Source organism: Mesobacillus sp. LC4 (genome assembly GCF_053543455.1).
In genome coordinates this window covers 477,412-503,773 of record NZ_JBGCUB010000002.1, presented here as the reverse complement: position 1 = coordinate 503,773, position 26,362 = coordinate 477,412, and the positions used below count along the sequence as shown (strand labels likewise).

Below are 26,362 nucleotides of genomic sequence, written 5' to 3'. Positions count from 1 at the left end.
AAAGACTCCTTCGATTGAAGGAGCCTTTTCTTTTCAATATATAGTTTATGCGGATTCAGATTGCTGTTTCTGTATGACGCTTTTGCAAACTTCGTAGCATTCATCAATGTGGGAGTTACCAAGATACTTCATAGCTCCAAAGCTAATTTCCGCCGATACAGCTTGTCCCACGAAAGGGATGAACTTTGTAACTGACTTTACTGCTACCCTTGTGCTAATCTTTTTTAACAAAATGGCAACTACTTCTTTCGTTATGAGTTTTCCTACTAACTTACTGCCTAAAGAGGAAATAATAACAAGTATTTGCGCCTTGCTAGCAGCATCCAATTGATCAATCTGCTCAGGAGATAATCCAAACTTTCTGTTAATCGCAGGGAGAAGCTCCATCATGATGGTCACATCTGCACCAACATCCAGACCTGGCACCGGTACAACCGCAGCAGCCGCAGAAGCAGTCGCCCGTTTATTCACCATCGACTTACACTCTTCCTTCACTCGCTCTAACTCACTCATCGTTGCTGGAATCATACTATTTATTATCCCCCTAAAAACAAGTTAGACACCATTAAACATTACTTCCAAGATAGTACTTAATACCCATAAATTATAAATTATATCGGACTAATCTTGGAAAATATTAAGAGATATTATTCGACAAATTTCGGGCGGTGCCTGTCACCACCCGACAGGTTTTTATTGAACTCCAAAGTAAAATGGATTAATATGGAAGAAGCAAATAGAAAATATATCCATAATTATAGGAGGTTTGTCATGGTCACTCCTGTGCAGAAGAATTTTAGAAAGGAAATGCAAGAGTTGAATCGAACTGGTTCTGATTTTAGTGCAGACAGTATTTATCATTCAGGAAAGAAAAAGAGGAATAAGAGACCGTGGTGGACTTATAGTGTGATGGGAACCCTCCTTTTTTTATTGATGTTCTCCACAGTTCCATATAAGCTGTATAACGACTACATCGTTAACAAACATGATAGAATGTTCAATTACCTGCAAACACATAAAGACTATACTGAAAAAAGTGATTTTATTTTACAAGGCTACATAACTCAGGCTACACATAATACACCCTGGGACTTGGGTTCTTTACAAAACGACAAGGCCGCAATGCATATGCTTCTGATTGAGTCTGAAAAAATGAAAGCACCATCAGCATTTAACACACATCAGCAGGCATTTCTAGAGACCATGGAGAAAAAACTTTTTATTATCACATATCTAGAAATACTAGCTAAGACAAATAGTGGTTACAACGGAGAGCTTGATCAGCATATTAATGATCTGAACGTTAGCAGGCAATTGGAGCAAGACAGACTAATTAGAATCTTCAAGGCAGAGGATATTGACTATACACTCCAGCCCGATGGAACCCTAATGTACCACATAAAAACCTACTATCCTGAAAACTCAAAATACAAACAGTAAGCTACTAGTAATGTTTACAATAAGGAGCTGACATCGTGTCTTTTTTTTCCCTCTTTACAAAGAAATGTGAAATATGCAAGAGAAAAACTAGCACTCTCCGAAAATACAAGAATGATCATGGAAACACAATAAAGATATGTCTCCATTGTTCTGAATACGCTGAACGGAGAGCCTATAAAACAAACGGATGACTAACCCATGCCGACCAGCTAACAACCTGGCCGGCATTTATATTGTTCGACAAAATTCGGGTGGTGACAGGCACCTGTCGACAGGCACCCAATTCTGCCTTTGATGACTGCCATTATATGACTAAAGAATCATTTATTAACAATAAAAATAGTGTTATATTTTTCTAGGAATTTATTTTCCAATTCAACCAACTTATTAGGGGGATATATTGTTGAAGAAGTTTCTAATTTCAATGTCGTTGGTTTTAGGCATGGGTCTATTCACACAACTTCCACTGGCTGAATTGTCAACTACAACTCATGCGGCTTCATATGGCTGGAAGCAGGTAAATGGGAACTGGTACTACTACACTTCAAGTGGCGTCAAGGTAACTGGTTGGAAGTCTATCGGAGGTAAATGGTACTACTTTAACTCTTATGGTGTCATGAAAACCGGCTGGGTGAAGGATGGCTCGAAATGGTATTTTCTTGACTCTAACGGTGCAATGAAAACTGGATGGCTTCAGTCAGGCAGCAAATGGTATTACCTGAACACAGACGGCGCGATGGCAACCGGCTGGAAAAAGGTTTCAAACACATGGTACTATCTTGAGTCTTCAGGGGCAATGAGAACTGGATGGCTCCAGTCAGGCAGTAAGTGGTACTATTTAAAGCCAAACGGCGCCATGCAGACATCCTGGGCCAAAGTTTCCGGCAAATGGTATTTCTTTGACACGAATGGAACGATGAAGACAGGCTGGGTTTCATCTGGCGGAAAATGGTACTATCTTGACGAAGTTGATGGTTTCATGTGGACAGGTTGGATTGATGATAATGGCAAGCTGTATTACTTATATGACAATGGAGTAATGGCAGCCAGCACAACAATCGACGGAATCACTCTTGGAGCAGACGGAGCAGCAATTGAAGAAACAGGCTTTTTCAATACGAACTTAAAAAGTACAATCGGACAAATCATCAAGTATTACAATGATAGTATTAAAAAGGATTTTAAAGTAGAATACGAAGACACAAACGATATTGCGTACTTCTTCAGGAATACCGAGCCTCTTGCATACGCAGAAGCTGGAGTGGTAATGGGTGATGTATTTTTCCCGGAATTCCTCATTGACCTTGCCTATGCCCTTGGCATACCAGTAAATGAAGAAGAAATGGAAGCATTACTCATCGAAGCATCTGACCACGGCCAAGCACATAACGAATTGGTTTCCGTATACAACGACGGAATCACCCTTGAATTCTACTGGGATATTGAAAACTATTAAAAAATACGACACCGACTGAATCAGATTCAGTTGGTGTTTTTTTCGACAAAATTCGGGTGGTGACAGGCACCAATTAATTGACAGATACAATCTTCGACCAGTCAAATAAACTTCCTGGGTCTGTTTTTCGTTCTGGTGAATATTCGTTGTGGCCTATGATGTGTTTCCTGTCCTTATTAATGTTTTTGTTCCTGGCTGTGATGTCATTGAGCAATCGGTTAAGTGCATCATATTGCGCTTCTGTATAGCCAATATATTCCTGAGGAATGCTCTTATAGTGCTCAGCAGACATCATTGGTGCCATCTCTTCTTGGGTACCGATTGCCATCAGTTCAATACCAATTGAGTATCTGTTCAAATGGTCTTTATAATCAGGAAATGCGAGCAAGTCCCCTTTTCCTGCATGGCGCGCTGCCCTTGATTCTGGCAGCAAATAGTATATATTCCCGTTTCGATCTATCATGTAATGCGGAGAAACCTCGTAATCTATGAAAGTTTGCCTTATTTCTTCATACACGTACGGATTCTCCGGGTTCGCGACCGCATTGCTTGAAAAGTGAAGCACAACATGAGTCTTCACATCACTGCTTGGCACGAAATTGAGCCGTGGCATAAAATCCTTAATCACCGGAATCCGCACATCATTATGGACTTGCTTAGGTTTCTTTTCCTCAGCACTCGCGACAACCTGTTCCTCAATTTCAGCAGAGCATCCCCCAGTCATCAGCAGAACTAAAGGCAGAACCCACAGCACCAGCATCAACCTTCTTTTCATCCAATATCCCCCGATTGTAATGATCTCTCTAATAAAATATGAATATATTAATAATTCTGTTTCTCTTTGGAAAACCCTCCTTGGCAAGAAAATCAAGGAGGGATTCCCCAATTTAAGTTGATGTAGTAAACCTATTTTATTGTGTTCTGCTCAAATGAAAAGAAGCATAGGGTCCACCAGCGTTCCAATGCTTCTCGCAGCTAAAATCCGATAAGGGCTCCAAGGTTTCGGATTCTTTCCAGAATGGGTTCTTCAGTTATCAAAAAAGGGCGTTCATTCAGGTATAGCAAACCAAATAGCAATGGAATCAGGACAAGAGTATAAATACTGAATACCATCGATAGAACCTTTTTCCTGCGTTTAATTAAGTATGATAACAATAATAGTATGGCAATCCCTGTTGTCACACCAATTATATTGGCAATGGCATCAAGGAACTCAGTACTTCTGCCAGGATCAAAATACTGCCGATACTCTTCGATGATTCCAATTGTCACCAGGGTAATCCACACCACACTTAAATGCTGCCTGGCTCGTTGTTGATCCGTCACTAATAAAATTAATAAACCGATACAAGCTGAAACTCCCGCAAAACCAGCAAAATGCATCAGTTTGTCCACCCCGAAAACCAGCTTATAATTAAACATCAGCCACATCACCCTCTCACCCATCAGCCTATCCATTGCCGGGAGAGAATAATCAAGAAAGACTACAGCTTCACTAAGGATGTATCGACAAAATTCGGGTGGTGACAGGCACCTGTCGAAGAAAGAAATTCGGGTGGTGACAGGCACCTGTCGGATTTCTCTCTTAAAATAAAGCCCAGCACCTACTATCTGGCAGCTGGGCGTTCCAATTTATTCAAACTTCCTGCAAAAACCTCAAAGCTCTTTCCCTCATCCTTTCTTCATATTTCTCTGCCGCGCTCTTTACTTCTTCAGGTTTATGGTATTCAAGGTGAAGCTGAACAAATGAAGCATAGCCCATTATATAAAGCACATGCATAATACTTCGGTTCAGAAGCTTAGAATAAGGATTATCAGGATCAATTTCGATGATGTCTATCAATCTCGAGTTCTTCACTTCTTTTACATAAATGAGAGAGCTTGATTCATTTCCAATCTGCACTTTATATCTTTCAAGGAAATAGGATGTGGTCCTTCCCTCAAAATGAATATACTCAACGGGAATGCATGGAAACTTTTGTCTTATTAACGCTGCCTCAGGTAATTCAAGCTTCAATCGTTCATTATATTCGAACTTCAACTCGCGGAATGAACGCAGGTTCCGCAATACAGGCTGCTCACTCGCTCTTCCCAAAAATGTGACAATATGAATCTCGTTTCCTACAAGCTCGTAAACAAATAGAATATCGGAATCAATCATCCCTCGTTTAGGAGAGTTCCTCGTAATCCTCTCCGGGATGAAAAGCAGATGATTTAACATTCGCTCCAATTCTGCAAAACCAACTTTCGGCCCTACTCTCTCATTCCATCTTTTAAAAGCATGTCCTGTTAAGATGATTGAAGAATATCTACTCGGGAAGGATGGAACCTTATTCCGTTCTCCATGGACCTTATGAAGAATGTCTTGCTTCAAATAGTTCTGGTGACAATATAATTGATGAAAAGCTCGCTTAATTTTCGGCTTCCTCATTAAACTCCTGAATCTTCCCATATTAACCATTTAGCTCAGTCCTTTTCTAGTTGTCCCAATAGCATTTTAGTACAGACAGCTTTATAACTTCCTGGCAAACTCCCGTGATTTCTGCTGCACAAGCTTCATCTCCGCCTGGTAATGTACAGGATGCACACCCGTCTTTGCGATGATTGCCATCGTTTTGGGCAATACCTCAATCACAAACACGGACCCTTTGATAATAGAATGAGATATTACCCGTAATTCTTCTTTTCTATTAATTAGGTATTTCTTTTCTTCTTTAGAGCGGTTCTGAGACTCATTAGTCAGAACCTTATTGGCCTCTGATCCTAGCAAATTCCTAATTAAGTCTCCCAATTTCTTTTCTTTAATCATCAGCTTCTCATCAATCTGCTCAATGACTCTGCTGATCAACCCAACCATTGCGTCATTCAACTCAGCTTCTTGTTTTTTTGAAAAAGCCCGCTTTATACCTGCTGATAACCTGCCTGCCTGGCTCACACCCGCATATGCTCCTACCATTGCACCGACGACTCCCCCAGCCGGACCAAAAAGCATCGTACCAACAACAACCGTCGCCTTCTGACCAAGCGCTCCAAGTACCACCCTGGAGGTCGTGTCGCTTACCACGTTAAAAACTGCCTGGTTGATTGAAACATCATCACTCCAAACCCGCTTAATGTTGTAAATCGAACTAACCCCAGCTGCAATCCAGGGAATTTCAAAATCCAGCAGATCGTCCGCATGACTAATCGTTGCCGATGTGGCCTCCAGCACTTCCTCCCTCGATATGCTCGACACATACACTAAAGGGTTCCCTTCAAAATAAGGGGCAAGCTCTTCATTCACATAAACCGGGATGTCCGAATATTTTTCGAGATGCTCCCTTACTCCAGCAGGGTCGGCCAAATTTTTGACCTGAAATGGCTGTCCATCAACCAGGATGTCCCACCCAGGATTATTTGAGGTTTCAGGAAATTCGACATCATGGCCTTTTGCCTGGAGCTCCGCTGCAATCATTTGTTCCGCGACATAACCCTGCAGCTGGGCCATATCCCCAGTTAAAGTACCAGTATTAATCGTGCCAGCAAATTGACTTAAGGTAAATAGGCTAGAAAGGTCCTCTGTCCGGGCAAAATCAAGACCCTGGACAACCGCAGGATTGATCATGACATAATCATAGATGAATTCACCAGCACTGATCGCAGTAACTGCCCCCGTCTGCTTCAATTGTTCAGGCGGTCCGAAGAGCATCGTCTGCAGCCTGTTCCCTGATGGTTTTTCTTCTTCAATCGAACATTTCATTGCTTCCTCATACTGGCCGTTATTCCAATAACTCCAGAAAGCTTTATTTGAAATTGCCATTTTCAAACTCTCCTAAATTTTAGTGAACAAATCAGCCAAGCCATAGTTCTCTTTTTCAAGTTCCTTGATTTTTTTTGTAAAACGAGAATTCTCACTGTTTAATCGACTTAAATACTCTTGTGATTCTGCCATTCGTTTTTCTTCATTAGCCTTTTCCCTGTGCCGTTCCTGGATGATCCTTCGGCTTGAAAGCACTACATTTCTTTCGCTCTCTTTAAAAGAACTCTGTGAATGAAGGATATCGTCAACCATCAAATCCAAATAAGAGTCAGCAATCTTCTCCTTTCCCTTGATATCCAGTGAAGATGAAAAATTGGTCAAGTTATTCCCGATCCTCTCGAAAAATCCAGTTGAAGAATTACTTATTTTTTTGCTGCGCACGGTAGAGGATATGTCCTCTATCGTTTTCAGGTATATCTGTCTCCGCTTCGAAAATGACTCACTCACCTCTAACTGGCTCAAATCAGCAAATTTAAGGGCGGACTTGATTTTCTGCTTCTCGCTCTCCAGCACACCCTCCTCAGACAAAACCCTGGCATTCAAGTCCTTAATCCGTTTCTCACAATCGGAAATTTGCTTTCTCACAAATTCCTGTTCGCTGGCAATCTTTCCTAACTCCTCACGCAACTCCACATCATTCTCATATCGGCCTTCCCACTCCTGTATAAATGAATGAAAAGAAACACTTTCCCCTCCCCTGCTCATATACGGCAGGGCGATTTGCATGATAATGATCGGCAAAAGTTTGCTTTTCAGGGATTTATTTTGATGATTGTACAGTAGGTAGCCTCCTCCTAATAGCATGGGAATAATAAAAAGTGGGTTAGCCAGTACCGCAACCGTAGAAGTGAGCCCTGTATAAAAGCCAAACGGCAAAGTAAGCCCGAACAACCCCGCAAAGCCTGCCACTAATGATGTCGCTGTAGTATAAAATGCAAACCCGCTTACCTCGACAATGATTGCAAATACTACGCTGGTCCCGCTGGCCGCAATCGTTTTCCGGACCATTTCATCTGACAAATCATTAATTCCAAGCTTCTCTTTAATCTTCTGCTGCTTTTCTTCAGGCAAACTATGAATATAGTCATTCACCTGCTCGGCGAACTTTGTTTGATCTTCAATGGAAAAATCATTGAAACTTTCATCAAGCTCACTAAACACTTTGCTCATCTGAAACTGGATCATCTGCTGAAGCATAGTGGAGTTCGTTTGTTTCTCCGAAAATGCGCGAAACTGTTTATCCTGTTTTTTATAATGCTGATAAACATCCCGAACGACATTCGTGCACTGATCTATAATTTCCTGTTCCAGCGTATATTTCATACCCCTTAACTTCAGCAAACTTGTAATCTCCAGGAACAAGTCAACCTGGATCACCCGGTCATCGATGTTTTCCAGCTTCTTAATTTCCGCTTCGAGATGCTTCGTGAAATGATCCCCATTGTCCTTGGAAAAAACATCCCTCGCCTTAGACGACAAAAGATCAACAATATTCGTCCTGCACAATAAAGCATAAACCACCCTCAGATCAGTACCCCTCAAAGAAACAAGACTATTAGCCAAAATAACTCCATCCACAGAGTTTCCTCCTCTCCTGGTATTCGACAAAATTCGGGTGGTGCCTGTCACCACCCGATTAAATGCTTTCATCTGTGGCAAAGTTCCTGAGTCTGAATTTGAATTCAACTCGGCGGGATTTTTGCCTGTCTACATTTCCATCTTTCTGTTTGAGCTGACTTTCTGATCGTCCATTCGCGGTAATATCCTTTACTACCTCAGCTTTGAACGGAAAGTCGCCGAATTCATCACTTAAAATATATCTGACGACGTTATACGCACGCTTTTGCGATAAGTCCAGGTTATCCATATAGGAACCGACATCATCTGTGTGCCCTTCAACAATTATCTCTGCAATATGCTCCTCATTTTCCTTATAAAGGACATTGAAGTAAATAGGGATAAAGGTTTTTAACTGCTCCTTGAATTCAGGTCTGACTTCAGCTTTACCTGTCTCGAAAAGAAGGTCAGCGTTAAATTTTATTGCAGCTGTTTCCTTGTCGATTTCGATGTCCAGATTCGTTTTCTTGAATTCTTCTTCAAACTTACTGACTATATCCTTTCGGATTCCAGTAAGCATCGCAATTTGCTCTTCTTGCTCCTCGATCTTTTTCACCCGATCCTCTAGTTCCGTTTTTCCCTTAGCAATTTCATCCTGCATCGCCTTCGTCACATTCTCGTTGTGAATCGTTGTGGTAACCATAATAAGGATGACCACGAGCAAAATAGTAGCGAGCAGGTCGGTAAAAGTTGGCCAAAAGTCATTGTCAGAGTTGGTTCCATCCAGAAGGCGCCGATACTTGTTATTCATCCATCTTCACCTTCTTATTGCCCAATCAATTCTGGGTTTTTGTCTTTCACTTCTGAAGCCAACTTTTGTACATTCGTATCGAGTGAAACAATCGAGTCTTGAAGCTGGCTTAATGTAAAATAACCCACTTCTTCCATCGTTGATCTTGATGCATCCATCGCATTGAACTTTCTTTCAATAATGTCATTCGTTGTACCAATATAACGCTGGAAGTGCTTCAACGTATCTTTGAAACTATGGTCAAGACTCTCCTCAAGAAGCGAGAACAGCTTGTTCATGCTATCCGAAGACTTGATGACATAATCATTCAGAGCAGCCTTCAATGATTCAGACTGCTGTTGCTGCTGAACATAGTTGTTCTTAAATGTATATTCCATCTGCGCAGCCAGCTCTGTAAGACGCTCATTATTTGTCTTATAATTCTCAAAGTTTGCTATCGCTTCATGGAATGATTGCTGAATCAGGACATTTTGAGCAATACTTTGCTTTAAGTAATCATTGAATTCCGCCTGAGTCGTACGGTGAGACGAAAGCTGCTCATCCATAAGCGTGGCCAGGTTTTGGAACATCGATGTCTGCGAGTCATTTTGGACTTTAAGCTGCGCAATTTCAAAACCAAGCTTCTGGAAAAACTTCTGCAGCTTCTCAGTATTTTCAGTGAAAGAAGTCGAAACGCTTGCTAAGTTTTCAAACGAACTATTTTCAAGAATATGCTTCATTACGCTAGTCGCCGATCCAACCTCTTTAATGTAAGCGGCATTCTTATCCTCAATTCGCTGCTGGCTTTCGACAAGAAGCTGCTGCTGTGCAAGGCTTCCATCAAAAAATTTGCCCATCTCCTCGTAAGCATCGTGGACCCGTTCAACAGCTGAATTGAATACATTTGCGAATTGCTCTTTTGTGACATGGTAATCCTGGACGATATTATTAAGGACAACACTCATTTCTTTCTGTTGCTGTACTTGCATTTCCCAGACAGCAGACACTCTTTCAGACGAATGTTGTACCTGATTAACAAGTGCTGCTTGGATTGCCTCCTGCTGGTTGAAGTAATCGAACAACTTCCCAAAATCATCATGTATTTGCTTCGACCTCTCATTGAACAACGAACTTACTTCACGCATATCTCCAAATAAATGGCTTAATTCCGATGTGTTTTTGCTAAAGTCAGCATTGAATTGATACATGTTCTGGGTGGCCTTCTCGAAATTCTTCGAGAAGTCAGCGACATCAATGAATGACTGACCCATGCGTTCGATCGCATGTTTCACTTCAACCATTGCATGGATTACCTTCATGTCCGAACTTTCAAGGTCACTCTGGTGGATAATGTTTTCAATTTTAAGCATTAACTGGATAAGCAGTTGTTCTGAATTTACAATCCTTGAATGCAAATTGATTGTTATCGAATAAACAATACCTGCAATACTTGTGTAAAATGCTGTATTCACGCCAGATAGGATTGTCATGATCGAGTTATCTGCCAAACCAGCATCAATTCCGGCCAAAGAGACAACGAGACCGATAAATGTACCCAAAACGCCTATCAAAATTGTAATGGAGGCAAATGTTTGGATTAACTTTAAGGATTTTACTATATTCTTATTTTCCAGTTCAAAATCAGCAAAATAAGATTCCAGGAAGGACGGAATATTGATTTGCAGATCACTATTTTTTCTTTCAGCCTGGTACTTTTCTAATATGTTTTCAACTAGTACCGATGAATCTGGATTTCGTTTGATTGCTGCCAACAAATTCTCCAAGTAAATATAGAAACGTTTATTTTGCTTAATAGAGTAATGAGTGATAAATGCCAACAAACCAATCGTAGCTATAATAATCGTATTTCCAATAAATGACTGACTTTTTACTAATCCGAAATAAACCGCTGCCACATAAATAATTGGCGGCAGAAAAATAATATATTGCCATTTTGGCAGTACTTGAGCTTTGCTTCTCACGATGTTTCCCCCTGTTATATCAAAATGCTTTCCCAATAATCAGTAATGAGATGATGCCTATCCTTAAAATGAGTTTTTATTTCCTGTGCAGTGTCATCCTCATGAATCGAGACGACATTAACCTTAATACCATTTTCTTCATACTCCTTCATGATTGGAAGGAAGTGCTTATCACCTGTCAGGACAAGAACCTTTTTGAACTTATCCATCCGCTCCTTCATTTTGGCAATTAACATAAGGTCATCCACATCCATCTCCCGACCGCCTTCAATGACTTTTGCCTTATCCCTGCCATTTGCAGCCACTAGGACTTGAAATCCCTGTGCTTCAAGACTAGCCTTGAATTCATCTCTTCTTGCCTTTTCATAACTAGTTTTTGAAGCACTTTCGTATACAGGGTAAAAAAGGGCGGCATATTGCTCGGTTATATTTTTCTTTTCCCCAAAAATCTTCGACAATAGGCTGCTAAAATGAATATCATATGTATGCAAACCTGTAAAAATATTGGCCGTATCAAGAAATACAGCAATCTTTTCCTGTGATTTCCCTCTTTTTCCTTGACTCTCCAAAAAAGCTTCAATCTCATTAAAATCATCAAATGCATATTCATTATTATTCAGTGCGATCATCAATAGATTGAAGTCAGAATTATGCTGGTCTTCCCTGTAGCCAGATCCGTATAACTCACCCGAAAAGTCTTCAATCAAAGCTGCAAACACCTCAAGATTATGGAGTAATATTTCTGTATCCGATGCATTTGAACGTTCAAGCATGTTGTACATTAGAAACTTCTCTATCTCTCCTTCTTCGTTGAATAAGAAGGAATCTATTTTCAAACCTGGACAGCCCTTCACCTTATTTTCGGTGATGTATTGGAAAAAACTAATTAGCTGCCGGATCCACTTTTGATTATTAAGCATTTTACTGACGTGAAGCCGAGTGAGAGAATATTCTTTCTTGAATGGAATCGACAAAACCGGTATTCTATCAATCTTTGAACGATTTGCATTGATTAGAAATCGATTTATTTGCCCAATTGTTCTATGAATATTCTGTTTATTAGAGAAGGAGCTTTCCCCTCTAGAAACTAATTGTGCCTTTCTTTTGATGGAATCAAGGGGTGAAATTGCTTCTGAAAAAACCTGAAGGAATTCATTCGATTCCTTTGGATAGACAGATCCCTCATTGATTAACGATAATTCTTCCAACTCTATCGCTGCATAAGAAGGAAACGGAATAAAAGGATGGCCGCCAACACTCTCAGCAATCCGATACATAAAATAGTGATTCCCAACCATCTTAAAAAACTCCGGAAACACCCTATCCTCCTCCAAATCCGTTAAAAAAGGAAGAACATACAACAAACCATCCGATGAAGACATAAAACCAGCTCCTTTCTATGATGAATTCCCCTATCGAACTAGGACATTACGACTACAGAAACTTTAGCCTCACCAAATATATCGACAAAAAGCCCCAAAAATTTAAAAAACTCATTCGACAAATTTCGGGCGGTGACAGGCACCCGTCGAAACAGGAAATCCCTCGCTCTCTGAAAGTGCTCATATCCAATGTCACCACATGCCACATACACAAACTAAGGAACCTATCGTTTTGATGAATTTTTACATTTACTGTAACAAAATCCTCATAAACAGAGTCTAGTAGGGTATAGGAATCATACCAAAAACCCTAACTCCGAATTTCGACAAATTTCGGGTGGTGACAGGCACCTGTAAAAAAGGCCCTGTCCAATAATAATGATTATATGAAGTATGATTGAGGAATTTATAGAATATATAGAAATTGAAGTGGTGGTTGGACGGTTGATTATTAGTCTAAAAGTCGGCTCCATCAAAGTAGTTCGTTTTGATTATTTGCATCCATATGTTCCCTAAAAGAACAATGGTGGAATCTTAAAGTTTTAAAATTAGGAGGCATGATATGTCAAAGGTGAATAGAAACAGGAAGAAAAAGAGGACCTGGCTACGTGTGACTGGTGTGTTGGCACTTGTATTCCTAATCGGTGCTGGTGCATATTTATTTTCTATTTATACCGATGTTTCGAGAGCAGTAGAAACGATGCATGAGCCGATTGACCGTAAGAATTCTAATAAGCAGAAGCCAGAGTTCGCTTCTGCCGAAGAAATTAAAGAGGTGAAAAACAAATCCCGAGACCCATTTTCTGTGCTCTTGTTGGGTGTAGATGCGCGGCCAGGTGATAAGGGGCGGTCGGATACGATGATCGTCATGACCGTGAACCCTGAACTGAACTCGACTAAAATGGTCAGCATCCCTCGGGATACTAGAACCCAGATCGTTGGTAAAGGCTTTGAAGACAAGATTAATCACGCTTACGCATTTGGCGGACCTACAATGGCGGTAGAAACCGTCGAGAGTTTTCTGGATATCCCAATAGATTACTATGTTCAGGTAAACATGGAAGGCTTCAAAGATATCGTCAACGCAGTAGGTGGAGTGACGGTTACCAATGACTTAACATTTACAGAAGGCGGCCATGATTTTAACCAAGGTAAAATCGACCTGAATGGAGAAGAAGCCCTGGCATATGTAAGGATGAGAAAAGAAGATCCAAATGGGGACTTTGGCAGGCAGCAAAGACAAAGACAAGTGATCCAGGGCGTTATTAACGAAGGAAGAAGCCTCAGCTCCATCACCAAATTAGATGAAATACTCGATGCCCTGAGCAACAACGTTAAAACGAATATGACCTTACGAGAAATGGCTGATTTCCAAAAGAATTATAGAAGTGCCAGCAAAGACCTTCAACAAATCCAACTCCAAGGAGCCGGAACAACCATTGATAAAATCTATTATCAAGTTTTTTCAGAAGAAGAAATTCTAGCAGTCCAAAACGAGCTTAAAACCCATTTAGAACACTCAGAAAGCACTCCAGCTTCAACACCAAACTAGTATCATATAACATAAAGGCGCCCTCCTCTTTGATGGAAGGCGCCTCCTTTTATTTACACTCCATTCGACAAATTTCGGGCGGTGACAGGCACCTGTCGATGCAGTATCATAGTACTAGATACATAGATTACCAATTATTTAGGGGGAAGAGATGAGTTTTATTAATAAGATTATTGCAGGGGTTTTGGCTGGGCTTTTAATGATGGTGGCTTTGGGCATGCCTGGAGATGCCTCGGCAAACATGGTTCTGGGGCCGGATGTCACGAGTTATCTTAATTCAAGGAGCAATACGGTGTCTGTCGGTGTATACGATGCCAATACCGGCGAAACATATACATATAATTCTGCTAAAACCTACAATACCTTGAGTATTGTAAAAATGTCGATTTTGGCAAATGTGCTCTATAAGCAAATTCCTATTACATCTTACGAGAATTCTCTGCTTACGAAGATGATCGTCAGCAGCGACAACAGTGCTGCGAGTACGATGTGGCGGCGCACCGGCAGCGAATCAGGGGCGCAGTCATTTTTTAATATGGTCGGGATGAATAATACAAAAGCTGGCGCTGGCGGATGGTGGGGCCGCACAACCACAAATGTGACGGACCAGCTTACCATGATGAAGCTATTCGCCTATCCCAACTCGTTTTTAACGGATTCCCAGAGAGCTTATGGCCTTAACCTGATGAGGAACGTCCAGGCAGACCAGCGCTGGGGTACGGGATATGGGCTTCCGGCCGGAGTGAGTGTGGCGCTGAAAAACGGCTGGTACACTAATGGCCAATACGTTAATAGTGTTGGGTTTGTAAATGGACAAGGCAAAAGCTATGTCATTGCCGTTCTAACTACTAATAATAAATCCTTCTCTTACGGGATCGACACCATCAACACCATCTCAAAAATGGTCTGGAACGAAATACCGGGCCTTGGCTGGGTATCATCGGGCGGCAAATGGTTCTTTTACACAAAGGACGGGCAATACAAGGGCTGGCTAAACTATAATAACCGCTGGTACTACCTGGACCAAACCACCGGGGCCATGCGAACAGGCTGGTTAAAATCCAGCGATGAATGGTACTACTTAAACAACGATGGGATTATGAAAACAGGCTGGATCTCCTACAACGGAGCATGGTACTTCCTTGACCACACAGGTGTGATGAAAACAGGCTGGGTTAAATCTGCGGGAAAATGGTATTACCTTGATTCTGACGGAAAAATGGAAACTGGCTGGGTACAGGTCGAGGGTAAATGGTACTACTTCAAATCGAATGGTGAAATGCTCACAGGATGGACCTTTTACAAAAATAAATGGTATTATCTGAAAAACTCGGGAGATATGGCGACAGGCTGGATCAATCTATCCGGCAAAAAATATCTCCTTAAAAATAGCGGCGAGATGGCAACTGATTGGCAAAAAATAAATAATGAATGGTTTTTCCTTCAGCCAAATGGTGAAATGCTCACCGGATGGACGCTGTATAAAAATAAATGGTATTACTTGAATCCAACTTCCGGAAAAATGGAAACGGGTTGGATCAATTTATCAGGAAAAAAATATTACCTTAAAGATAGCGGCGAGATGCTTACTGGCTGGCAAAAAATCAATGGGGAATGGTATTCACTCCGTACAAACGGTGAATTGCTGACTGGCTGGACCTTTTATAAAAACGATTGGTACTACCTCAATGGAGCTACTGGTAAAATGGAGACCGGATGGATTGACATGGACGGAAAGAAATATTATCTCGATGCTGGCGGCGCTATGGTCACTGACTGGCAAAAAATCGACGGCAAGTGGTATTACTTCAATCCCAAGGGTGTGATGGCCGCCAATACAACGATCCAAGGATTTAAATTAGGTCCCGACGGTGCATGGGTCCAGATAAACTATGTTGCTTTAGGAGACTCACTTGCATCAGGCATGACTCCTGAAGGCCAGGACCGCCCAACGGAAAATGGCGTGGATCCTGATTGGGGCTATCCGAACTACATTGCCAGGAATTTTTCAAAAGCCCATGAACTGCTAGGATTTAACAACTTTGCCGCTTCCGGTCATAAAACGGATAATCTGATGGCCGATTTGGAAAAGGAAAACGTTCAGCAGGCAATTAAAAATGCTACACATATTACGCTCGATATCGGAATAAATGATATATATCTTTCATTACAAAACGATACAGACAAGACGCTGGAAGAAATACCGTCAATTTCGGAAAAAATAAGCACCATCCTGGAAACAATTGATGAACTTAACCCTGAAGTAAAGGTATTCGTAATGGGCTATTACAACCCAATGCCATACGGGACTGATCCACTGCAAAAAGAACAGATCAATCAAGCAATCCTGGCCTTGAATGCCCAAATCCAAAAACAGGCCAACCAGCATGGCGACACATATATTTCAACAACGCAAATCATCAATGAGCAAAACTATACTAATTACCTTCCAAACCAAAATAGATTCAATCCAAATCTATTGGGTTACCAGGCAATCGCTGAGGAGTTTTGGAAGGTTATGCAGTAAAGAAACTGAAGCATAGGGCCGTTCCTATGCTTCCATTTTCTTTAATCATATTCACCATGTTATAAACTTTCCCCGAGCCTCATAGTACCTCTCACCTTTTGAATATTTCAATTTTACAAATAAAAGTTCTACAACTTAGACCGATACTAAAGGAAATGCTAAAAATTTCTAAAAAGGCGGGAGATTATTGATCAGATTTTTAAAAGTAATATTTGCATTCATTTTAGTTTTGTCTGCAGCACTTCCATACACTCAAGAAAAGAGTGTGGCAGCAGAATCATTCAACGGCAGGATCAATCTAGATTTCAAGCCAAATGATACAGTGATGGACCCTAACAAACCAGTTCTCTATATGACAAAGCTCGGCAGCCAAACTTTATATGCTGTCAATTTTACAACAGGAGAAATCGAGACATTGACTCTCCCCTATCCTGCTGAAAGACTGGATTTATTTGGAGGAAAGCTTTATATCACGCAGCATAAAATGAGCCATGAGTATCGTACTGATATACGTATTGGAGCAATAGCAGAAGTGGATACAGAAAATTTCTCACTTAGCAGTGTACTGGATATTGAAGAAGACCCTTTTGATATAGCTGTCGATTCAAATGGTTATGTTTATATTTCACCCGGCTCAGATCAATGGGGAGATTTAAGGGTTTACTCGATGACGGAAAAAACCGAAATTGAACAAAATCCGTATAAAACAAGCATATATTACAAGTCTTATATCAATTACAATCACGCAACCTCAAAAATATACGCAATGGACAAAGCATCAAGTCCTACAGACATTGAAGCTTTTGAAATTGTCGGCGGCGGCGTCATTAACAATCACTATGATTCTATTTACCATGGAGATTATGACATGCAAGGAATGTCAAGATTTTCCCATGATGGCTTGAATTTGTATGACAATAGCGGCAATGTGTTCGATCTTGCCCTTTTCCAGTCTGGTGACATGGTATTCGACTTCACTTTTGGCAAAGGATATAACGATTATGCTTTCAGCACAGAGCAGGGATTGACCTTTGGAGCAAGCAAAACCAGAGGGATTGACGTGTATGAATATGGAACAAATAAGTATTTGTATGCTTTAAGAAAAGACCTCCGTGTTCAGGAACTTCATCTCCAAAACGGGTTGCTTGTAACAATCAACAAAGATGAAAACGGACAGTATTTTATTGAAACGATGAGTTCGGATACACCGCCAACATCAGGACTTCCCGACACACCTGGAGTACCTGACCCAGCAGGAACAATAGACAACTTGGGATTCATACCAAAAGATACAGCGATCGATCCAGTTAAACCGGTCGTTTATTTGACCAGACCTGAAAGCTATACAATTTATGCAGCAAACTATGAAACAGGTGAAGTCAAGGCGCTTGCTTTGCCTTACCCTGCAGAAAGAATAGAATTATATAACAATAAATTGTATGTAACGCAGCATGAAATGAATCATGAATACAGTACTGATAATCTGTTGGTTGGTGCAATTGCTGAGATCGATACTGAAACATTCGAAGCAGTCAAATTGATTGAAGTAGATACCGATCCTTTTGATATTGCCATCGATGGATCAGGTTACATCTATATCACACCTGGCTCCAACCAGTGGGAAGATCTGAAGGTGTATTCTTCAGTCACTGGCGGCGAGATAATCAATAAAGAAAAAGTCAATATGCGGGCATGGTCGTATATCAACTATAATCCTTCCATGTCAAAAATCTATACGATCGACACAGATACGGATCCTCGGGATGTAACAGCTTTTGAGGTGAAGGATGGCATTGTTAAAAATCAGTACGGCTCGCCATACCATGGAAATTACGACTTATTCCCTTTGGCAAAAATAACCCCTGATGGCCAAAGTATGTATAATACAAGCGGCATCGTTTTCAGCCTTGCCAAGTATCAATCTGGCGATATGAAATATAAACTTGATCTTGGCAGCAATTATGCAGATTATGAGTTTAATATAGATGAACAATTAACCTATGCAGCCAGAATTGATGGCGGAATTGACGTCTATGCCTACAATACAAATGAATATCTTTATTCGGTTGCAAAAGGTGTAAAAGCAGATCAGCTCCATTTTAAAGATGGTTTAGTAGCAGTATTTACCGATAGCAATGGCAATGTCCAGATCAGCAAGCTGAATACTGATGAAAAGTATGATCCAAATCCTGGTGACCCTGGTGATCCTGGTGATCCTGGTGATCCTGGCGACCCTGGCGATCCTGGCGATCCTGGTACCCCTTCCGATCCAGTACCGACAGAATATCACGAAGCTGTCTCGATTACGTATTATGATGACGGAGAGGAAGACTATGATTACGCGTCCTTTTATGACGGCGTCGAGGATGTGCCTATAAACAGTTTCTTTGCTCTTCTTTTTGATCAGGGGATTGTGGTGAAAGACCCTTCAGGAATCAGTATCCTTGGGCCTGATGGAACGATTGAGGTTGAGAGCGCCGAGTTTGAGGATGCACTTTACGTTATCCCTCCCCTTCTGGCGGGATACACTGAATACACTTTGCAAATCAACAGCGATGCAATTACTGGATACGACGGCAACCCGTTAGCAGAGGATTTAATCATTCATTTTACCACAGCTTCCAACTGGGTTTATTACGGTGGTGAATGGTATTACTACAACCCCTTGACAGATGACTATGCGACCGGGCTGACGAAGATCGACGGTGATTGGTACCTCTTTAATAGTGATGGTGCAATGCAGACTGGCTGGGAAAAAATCAACGGCTATTGGCACTACTTTGATGATGAAGGGATTATGCAGACTGGCTGGCTCAAGTCCGGAACAAAATGGTACTACCTGGATTCAAAAGGAGTGATGAAAACCGGATGGCTGAAAGATGGAACAAAGTGGTACTACTTGGAGTCAAGCGGTGCCATGAAAACTGGCTGGGTTAAGTCTGGCACAAAATGGTATTACCTTGAATCGAGTGGTGTCATGAAAACTGGATGGCTCAAATCCGGTACAAAATGGTACTACCTTGAATCAAGCGGTGCCATGAAAACCGGATGGCTCAAATCCGGAACGAAATGGTACTACCTGGAGCCAAGCGGAGTGATGAAAACCGGATGGCTGAAATCCGGAACGAAATGGTACTACCTGGAACCAAGCGGCATCATGAAGACCGGCTGGCTGTATACAGGCGGCAAATGGTATTATCTCTACAGCAGCGGTGTTATGGCCTATAACACCACTATTGGCGGATACAAACTTGGTTCAGACGGTGCATGGATTAAATAGTAGACTAAATATCTTAAATAAAGAGGGTGTCCAAAAGTTAATACCTTTTGAGACACCCTCTTCTTACGTATAACGAAGTTTCATATTATTTTTCTTTTTTATTTTTACAGTACTCAAACGTTCGGCGGGGAGTATATAGTAACGCAGCAGAGCCATTATAAAGGCAATAGTGAATGTGCTAAGCACTATTGGAACAGCTTGGAACAGAATCTGCTGCTGGTTTACATAGATGTTATCAAACACATATTGATAAACGATTTTATCACTGATGTTTGATGCCAAATAGATATCTAAGGATAGCATTGATACGAAAGTAATGAATTTTGATAAGATCGCTGTTTTGATATGAACATCATAAAATAGTAAAAAGAAAATCACGGAATGAACAACTATAAGGGTTGAGTTATAATATCCTGCCATTCCACGGAATTTCCCTCCCATTGCATAATGGACCTCAATCCACACTTCAACTAGAGTAACAGTCGCCAGCAAAATGGCTCCAATCCATTTCTTTATTCTAAATTGATACTCTTTTAAATATGAACCGATAAAATAATACATCAATGGATACATTTGATCCCAGAAGTCCGGAACGAAAAGAACGCCCCTTGCCTTCCCATTCAGGATATCTGGAAGTGATGTCATTACTACTAATACTAAGATTAACAGCTGCTTTTGCCTCTTGCTGTTTAGTCCCTTATATAAAATATTTAAAAATGGACTAATCAAAAATAATCCAATGTACATATTCACATACCAGGAATAACTATTTGCCTTAAAGTGAGTAACCTCAGCAAGCCATTCCAGCACTGTTTTCTGTTCATCAAAATGATAAACCCTTACCAATATAGCCACTAATGAATAGAAAAGGTACACAATGAGCACAGGCATCAACTTTTTGAAATAATCGACAGTCGGTTTTTTATTCGACTGGAGATACCCCGTCAAAATGATAAAAAGCGGCACACATATCAAAAAGGACATTCGTAAAAACGTTTGGACATACATATTCTTTCCTTCCAAAGGCGTTGAATAATACTCTGTCTTCAAAAAGAAATGTACTGATAATACAAAAAGAATAGCAAATGCTTTTACTAAATCAAGCCCTGTATTTCTCGAAGATAAGTTCATGATGTTTTACTCCTTAAATTTACACTTGATGAAAGCAGTAGTTAATTAAACAACAGCCAAATGCTATTCTATAATACTATTAATCAGTCTTCAATAACTCATTTTGGATGAATCATACAAATATAGGAATGGCAGGAGTAAAAAGCGGAGCCGAAGTTCGAAGTGCTAATGCTCATAACACAGCAATAATTTTAATCTGTGAAAAAAGTTAAAATTGCAATCTTTGTCCCAATGCCGAAAAAACCAATTGACAAAATACTATTACAATTTAAACTAGACTTATACCACCCTCCCTATCAACAAGTGCATGCTCCTTTTTGAAACCTGCTTCTAAAGATATCCCTTCACCTGCCTCAACATCTGCCCTTTCACTTTTTTCACTTCAATTAACATTCATCCTGTGATCAACCTAAAATCCATTAACCAAAGGAGAATTTTGCTAATGGCTTCGATTATGTATGCAACAAAATGCCCGAATTGCGCACGTTCCGCAATTGAAGATCACTACTATAAATTAGGCGAAATATACACCTACTGCTTACGCTGTGGCTATCATTATGAAAAAACGATAGAAAGCTCGTCCAAAGGCAGCGTGGAGTACAAGGAAGTAACAAGTAAGGGACATGGAATTTTCACTCTGGCAAAAAAAGACGGACGCCGTGAAAGGACATTATTTGACTCACCCCTTACTGACGAGCAGCTGGAAAACTTTCAGCAAGCATATTTTAATGAAGATGTGAATAGGAAAAAAAGCTATATGGTTACATTCAAGGATGGCGAGTTCACCGTCGTACTCGGCAATCCCCCGGAAAACTTCCACCTATCATTCGAGGATTATAAAGAGAAGATGTTTGCGAAATATGGAAAGCCGGAATATGATTTCTTTGTCCCAATTGAAGAGTAAAGACTGAATTGCAGATTCCATAAGTTAAGATTTAGAAGGGGTTCTTAGGAGACAGGGTGGTATAAACCGTTATAGAAATGCCGTTTCAATTCCACTGGCAAAACTATAAAACCTAAAAAAACAGGAGCGGTTCAATGTAAAGACATCGAACCACCCCTGTTTATTTTTTCGACAAATTTCGGGGCGTGACAGGCACCTGTCGAATTGCCACTTGTCGAATTATTATGTACAATACTATCCCAACCAATGCTCCGGCACTATCAAGCAGCACATCGCTAAACTGCGCTCCTCGGCCTGGTACGTAGATTTGGTGAAATTCATCCGACATGGCGTAGAGGACCGTAATGAGAAACGCCAGCCCATAAGCGCTTGTCTCGTTGTTGCCGCTCTGACGCAGTGCGTAGGTCAAGAGAATTGCCAGTATCAGATACAGGAAGAAATGGGCGTTCTTCCTGACGATATGATTTAGACTTCCCAAGTTGAACTCCTCGTTCGGAACAACCTTCTCAGCATGTTCGATGATGACCTCGGTCATTCCTTTGCTTAGTCCATTCGAGACCGCAGCCGGCTGTGCCGACATGCTGAAGATAAGCACACACCAAAGGATCACAGCACTCCAAGATAAAATCCGATTCATTTTTAGCTCCTTTTCATAGCGATAGTGAAAAAAAAAACTCGCCTGAATACAGACAAGGGCGCCATAGATATGTATGCCGTATCATCAAAAATTTTCTTAGATAAATAATTTTTCTTCTTCAGGGGTCAATAGGCCTGTTGCTCTTCCGACTGTCCCTTCTTGCAATTCCCAAACAGCATTGTGGTCAAGGTCGGCCCTGGAAAAATCGTCTTTGGCCCAGGCGGTAAGTATTCGAAGGTATAAATCCCTATTATAAAAACTACTTTCCTCGACTACCTGGAGCATTAGATCAATCTTTTCCTGGCTGATTTCTTCCGCGCCCCACTTTTCAACTGCCCTCACTTTTTGGTGGCTTAGCAGATGGATTGCTTTTTTTACCTGGGCATCAGTCATCTCTTCATTGAACAGCTCTTCTCCATTCGGTGAAGATACTTTTCGATTCGCCCTCTGCCTTTCCTCTTTTTGTACTTGCTTCACTATTTTGTGCTGAATCGTCTGGTCTGAAAAATAGACCGGTGCGATAAAAGTGTAAACCAATGCACTAAGAACGATTGAAAGTGAAAGAATAGCCAAAATGATTTGGACAATTTGGTTTTTTAATAGAAACTTGACTCTCTTCATCCGTTCCTCCGTTGATTATAAAAATTAACTTAATCATACCAAAGTCCGTGTTTTTTTGTCCTGAATACATCAATTAAAATCTATAACCCGTAACTGGTCATCACTAAATGGTTTATTATCTTCATCATAATAGATAATCTTAGTACGTTCGTCGAGTTCCTGGTCCTCGGGTATACTCTCATAGTGATAAAAAAACTCATCTTCTGATACATCCACGAAGAAGCTATAAGATTTTTTATAGTCAACTTCCACTTCGATATGGTCAAATACCAAATCAGGATTCTTTCCCATCACTAGGTAATATCGTCCTTTATTCGTTTTTATATCTTGATAATCGTAGGTTAGAATGCCCCCATAACTCGCCTGCTTAATTCTCAATTTCCCGTTCCGGCCCTGGATCAATTGCGCATTTCCATAATCATTATTTCCCAAAGTAAATAAGACCATATATGTACTCGTATCACCCAGCCTTTGAAGATCAAAAATATCCGGATTCAAGTCCATCCCCTCATCACGATTCAACCACAACTTCAGATTCCGCTCAATAGAAGCCTCATCAACACTGATATAATACTTCCTATTATAATCCTGCTCACTTTTATAATGTCTTATATACAGAATACAACCCACAACCAGAACCAAAAACAGCAAAATAACCACTCTACTCCTCAATACCATCCCCCCCCCTAAAAACACATCCGAATACTTAATACCATTTTATTCTAAATTATATAATAATTGTATAATAACTTTTCATTCGACAATTTTCGGGTGGTGACAGGCACCTGTCAAATTATCGTCAGATCCAGAGGGCAGGTACCTGGTGGGTATAGGATTTTCACGAATTTGATCAGTTATGGTTCACAGGAATAAGTAAAGTAAAACAACCATCCGCCTTTTGGGGGATGGTTGTTTTTCGGTTGTCTGGAATAAGTGTCTCTCCTAATACCCCGTCTCTATCATTCTAATAAAATCGCCTAGAGTATGCTCCTGCAAAATCATAATCCTCGGCAGTTCATACCGGTCACTCTGATCCGTGCTGATTCCGCCGCCTACTTTAAATGCCCCTTTAAACCCTAGTTCCTCTAAAACAGAGATTGTTTCGGAGTTATAGCTTCCATAGGGATAAGCGAAGGTATTGGTTGTTTTACCTGTTAACTCTTTAAGAGCCTTTGTTGCTTCATTGATTTCTGTGTATTGCTGCTCCCTGCTAAAATCGGCAAGGGCTGGATGCGTAACTGAATGGTTCTGGATGTCTACTCCGTTTTCCATTACGGTCAGAAGTTCGTTTGAAGTCATATTCCAGCTGCCATCTACCCAATCGGACACCGTGAATTGAGTGGCCTTCATTCCATACTTCTGCAAGACTGGATAGACATAAGGATAAAAATCATTTGAATTGTCGTCAAATGTCAGGAGAATTGGCTTCTTTGGCATGGCCGCTTTTTTATCAAGGATGTTGAAATATTGCTTCATGGTCAAAGTGCGGTAGCCATTTTCGTGAAGGTATGCCATATGTTTTTCGAATTCTTCAAGACTGAATTGATAAGGATTATTCGGGTCTGGATCAGGTTTCACGACATGATAATGCAGGACAGGGATTTCAACCTGTTCAGTTTGTTTTGCGCTGGCTGGCAGCTGGTATTGAGTACTGGCAATTAGTAATAGGATCAAAGCCATAAACAGTCCTTTACATTTTTTCATCAGCATATTACCTCCTATATTTGGCCGCATACACTTTGTTGTTTTAAACAACAAAGTGTAGCCGGAAAATCCCAAGGAAATTAAAAAATGCAATCTATTATTTTCTATCTTCTAGTCAATAATAGCCCAATAAGCCGGCTTGGCATTGTATTCATTATCGAATACAAACGGCGCGTCTACTCCAACTCCGCCATTGTACTGTTCTGCGCGATCATTCAGCCAAGTATGGTTATCGGCAACACCCCAGAATGTCACACTGCTGATTTTGTCACCAAGTCTTTCATATAGTTCGAACAGCTGATCATAGCGTTCTGCCTGGCGCTCGAATTCGAATGCAGGAATTTCATCATAAGCTGGATAAGCAGGTCTTGGCGGCCAGCCATAGAGGCTTACATCCAGTTCTGTAATTTGGTTATCAAGGCCTAATCCGGCAAACATATTAATGGAATCTTCTATTTCCTGAAGAGATGGCCAGCCGATTTGGATATGTGCCTGATGCCCGACTCCATCAATCGGAACACCCTCTTCAACCAGTTCCTTCACCAGGTTGTACAGATGGGTTCTCTTCGGTTCTACCTCGGTATTGTAGTCATTGATGTATAGCTTAGCGTCCTTTGCGGCAAAGCGATTCGCAGTTTCAAAAGCAACTTTGATATAATCTTTACCTGTAATTTGATACCATGGGGATTCACGTAAGCCCTCTTCGTTAGACGCATACTCATCAATCACTTCATTGACAACATCCCATGAGCTCACATCATTTTTATAGCGCTTTACGATTGTTTTAATGTGAGTTTCCAATCGTTTTAGCAAAAGTTTTTTATTCTTTTCACGTTGCTTAGGGTCTGTTTCGTCGACCATAGGGTTTCCTTCTTCATCCAGGAAGAACCATTCAGGTACTTGACTGTGCCAGATCAGCGTATGGAATCGAAGCTCCATATCATTCTCTTTCGCAAACTTAACAATTTTATCTGCTTCCTCGAAGGTGAACTTTCCTTCCTCTGGCTGTATGTTAATTGGTTTCATGACATTCTCGGCAACTATGCTGTTAAAATGGCGCTTTAGTACTTCAGCGTCCTCGCTTTCAAACATATAAGGCTCGACGGCTGCACCAATATCGAATGAATCTGCATATCGTTCATCAAGTTCCACTTCGACATCCAGTGCACTGACCGGTCCAGCTGCTGCAACATTGGATAACCCGGCAGGTAAAAATAGGGCCAAAGCCAATCCAGTAAGAAATGGTTTACGCAATACTTTTAACATATTAGGAGTTCCCCGCTTTCTAAAATTGTTTTTTGCACTTTACACAGTTCTAACGAATTCTCCCCCCTCATTCAGTTTGCTTAGCCAGGAACAAAAGAAAGGGCTTTCATAGAGGTGTAAAAAAATTGGCAGCTGTTACCTGACGTAAGAAGATTATATCAGCATCAAACTTTGTTTATCCACTTAATAAACTAATAATTTCAAGTTTTCTCTAAAAATGATAAAATAGGACTAGATTGAAATTAATTTTTCACATAACTTACCTGAAATAGACATCTCACCAGTTAGTTAGAAAGGAGATATAATAATAAATACAAATACTACTAGAATAAGA

At 40.7% G+C, this 26,362-nt stretch carries 21 protein-coding genes; 6 read left to right on the top strand and 15 right to left on the bottom strand.

The window, feature by feature from the left end:
• Positions 1–45: 45 nt before the first annotated feature.
• The gene (locus AB5I83_RS08960; protein ID WP_448974638.1) at positions 46–528 is read right to left on the bottom strand and encodes a hypothetical protein; all 483 of its coding nucleotides are present in this window, start codon (positions 526–528) and stop codon (positions 46–48) included.
• A 243-nt stretch (positions 529–771) separates the two neighbouring features.
• On the opposite strand from AB5I83_RS08960, the gene AB5I83_RS08955 reads away from it, so the two are divergent.
• Together AB5I83_RS08955 and AB5I83_RS08950 are read left to right on the top strand one after the other, a co-directional pair.
• The gene (locus AB5I83_RS08955) at positions 772–1,440 is read left to right on the top strand and encodes a hypothetical protein (protein ID WP_448974636.1); all 669 of its coding nucleotides are present in this window, start codon (positions 772–774) and stop codon (positions 1,438–1,440) included.
• Between the two features lie 403 nt (positions 1,441–1,843).
• Entirely contained in the window at positions 1,844–2,896 is a 1,053-nt protein-coding gene (locus AB5I83_RS08950; protein WP_448974634.1) for a hypothetical protein, read from the top strand.
• A gap of 73 nt (positions 2,897–2,969) precedes the next feature.
• Here AB5I83_RS08950 and AB5I83_RS08945 read toward each other — a convergent pair whose 3' ends face one another.
• The 8 genes from AB5I83_RS08945 to AB5I83_RS08910 all read right to left on the bottom strand — a co-directional run bounded on the left by AB5I83_RS08945 (position 2,970) and on the right by AB5I83_RS08910 (position 12,406).
• Positions 2,970–3,671 (bottom strand): N-acetylmuramoyl-L-alanine amidase, encoded by a 702-nt coding sequence (locus tag AB5I83_RS08945; protein ID WP_448974632.1) that lies wholly within the window; start codon positions 3,669–3,671, stop codon positions 2,970–2,972.
• Between the two features lie 200 nt (positions 3,672–3,871).
• Entirely contained in the window at positions 3,872–4,318 is a 447-nt protein-coding gene (locus AB5I83_RS08940) for a VanZ family protein (RefSeq protein ID WP_448974631.1), read from the bottom strand.
• A gap of 214 nt (positions 4,319–4,532) precedes the next feature.
• Positions 4,533–5,327 carry a hypothetical protein gene (locus AB5I83_RS08935; protein WP_448974629.1) on the bottom strand — a complete coding sequence of 265 codons (795 nt, stop codon included), beginning with the start codon at positions 5,325–5,327 and terminating at the stop codon, positions 4,533–4,535.
• 81 nt (positions 5,328–5,408) lie between these two features.
• Positions 5,409–6,695: a hypothetical protein gene (locus AB5I83_RS08930; RefSeq protein ID WP_448974627.1), complete on the bottom strand. Its 1,287-nt coding sequence runs from the start codon at positions 6,693–6,695 to the stop codon at positions 5,409–5,411.
• A 12-nt stretch (positions 6,696–6,707) separates the two neighbouring features.
• Positions 6,708–8,273, bottom strand: coding sequence for a coiled-coil domain-containing protein (locus AB5I83_RS08925; RefSeq protein WP_448974626.1), 1,566 nt, complete (start codon positions 8,271–8,273; stop codon positions 6,708–6,710).
• A 58-nt stretch (positions 8,274–8,331) separates the two neighbouring features.
• Entirely contained in the window at positions 8,332–9,063 is a 732-nt protein-coding gene (locus tag AB5I83_RS08920; RefSeq protein ID WP_448974624.1) for an OmpA family protein, read from the bottom strand.
• Positions 9,064–9,077: 14 nt separating this feature from the next.
• Positions 9,078–11,024 (bottom strand): MotA/TolQ/ExbB proton channel family protein, encoded by a 1,947-nt coding sequence (locus AB5I83_RS08915; protein ID WP_448974622.1) that lies wholly within the window; start codon positions 11,022–11,024, stop codon positions 9,078–9,080.
• Between the two features lie 14 nt (positions 11,025–11,038).
• Positions 11,039–12,406 carry an NYN domain-containing protein gene (locus AB5I83_RS08910; protein ID WP_448974620.1) on the bottom strand — a complete coding sequence of 456 codons (1,368 nt, stop codon included), beginning with the start codon at positions 12,404–12,406 and terminating at the stop codon, positions 11,039–11,041.
• Between the two features lie 562 nt (positions 12,407–12,968).
• Between AB5I83_RS08910 and AB5I83_RS08905 the strand changes: the two genes are divergently transcribed.
• The 3 genes from AB5I83_RS08905 to AB5I83_RS08895 all read left to right on the top strand — a co-directional run bounded on the left by AB5I83_RS08905 (position 12,969) and on the right by AB5I83_RS08895 (position 19,765).
• Entirely contained in the window at positions 12,969–13,958 is a 990-nt protein-coding gene (locus AB5I83_RS08905) for an LCP family glycopolymer transferase (RefSeq protein WP_448974618.1), read from the top strand.
• 151 nt (positions 13,959–14,109) lie between these two features.
• Entirely contained in the window at positions 14,110–16,485 is a 2,376-nt protein-coding gene (locus tag AB5I83_RS08900) for a serine hydrolase (protein ID WP_448974616.1), read from the top strand.
• Positions 16,486–16,672: 187 nt separating this feature from the next.
• Positions 16,673–19,765 (top strand): hypothetical protein, encoded by a 3,093-nt coding sequence (locus tag AB5I83_RS08895; RefSeq protein WP_448974614.1) that lies wholly within the window; start codon positions 16,673–16,675, stop codon positions 19,763–19,765.
• Positions 19,766–19,828: 63 nt separating this feature from the next.
• On the opposite strand, the gene AB5I83_RS08890 is transcribed toward AB5I83_RS08895, so the two are convergent.
• Positions 19,829–20,896 carry an acyltransferase gene (locus tag AB5I83_RS08890; RefSeq protein ID WP_448974612.1) on the bottom strand — a complete coding sequence of 356 codons (1,068 nt, stop codon included), beginning with the start codon at positions 20,894–20,896 and terminating at the stop codon, positions 19,829–19,831.
• 442 nt (positions 20,897–21,338) lie between these two features.
• Here AB5I83_RS08890 and AB5I83_RS08885 point away from each other — a divergent pair, with 442 nt between their 5' ends.
• Complete coding sequence (locus tag AB5I83_RS08885) at positions 21,339–21,800, top strand: hypothetical protein (protein WP_448974610.1); 462 nt, start codon at positions 21,339–21,341, stop codon at positions 21,798–21,800.
• Positions 21,801–21,960: 160 nt separating this feature from the next.
• On the opposite strand, the gene AB5I83_RS08880 is transcribed toward AB5I83_RS08885, so the two are convergent.
• From AB5I83_RS08880 to AB5I83_RS08860, 5 genes are all read right to left on the bottom strand, one after another.
• Positions 21,961–22,437 (bottom strand): VanZ family protein, encoded by a 477-nt coding sequence (locus AB5I83_RS08880; RefSeq protein WP_448974608.1) that lies wholly within the window; start codon positions 22,435–22,437, stop codon positions 21,961–21,963.
• A gap of 96 nt (positions 22,438–22,533) precedes the next feature.
• Positions 22,534–23,058 (bottom strand): DUF6241 domain-containing protein, encoded by a 525-nt coding sequence (locus AB5I83_RS08875; protein WP_448974606.1) that lies wholly within the window; start codon positions 23,056–23,058, stop codon positions 22,534–22,536.
• A 69-nt stretch (positions 23,059–23,127) separates the two neighbouring features.
• Positions 23,128–23,730: a hypothetical protein gene (locus AB5I83_RS08870; RefSeq protein ID WP_448974604.1), complete on the bottom strand. Its 603-nt coding sequence runs from the start codon at positions 23,728–23,730 to the stop codon at positions 23,128–23,130.
• A 270-nt stretch (positions 23,731–24,000) separates the two neighbouring features.
• The gene (locus tag AB5I83_RS08865) at positions 24,001–24,762 is read right to left on the bottom strand and encodes a polysaccharide deacetylase family protein (protein ID WP_448974602.1); all 762 of its coding nucleotides are present in this window, start codon (positions 24,760–24,762) and stop codon (positions 24,001–24,003) included.
• Between the two features lie 111 nt (positions 24,763–24,873).
• Complete coding sequence (locus AB5I83_RS08860; protein ID WP_448974600.1) at positions 24,874–26,028, bottom strand: endo-1,4-beta-xylanase; 1,155 nt, start codon at positions 26,026–26,028, stop codon at positions 24,874–24,876.
• Positions 26,029–26,362: the final 334 nt, after the last annotated feature.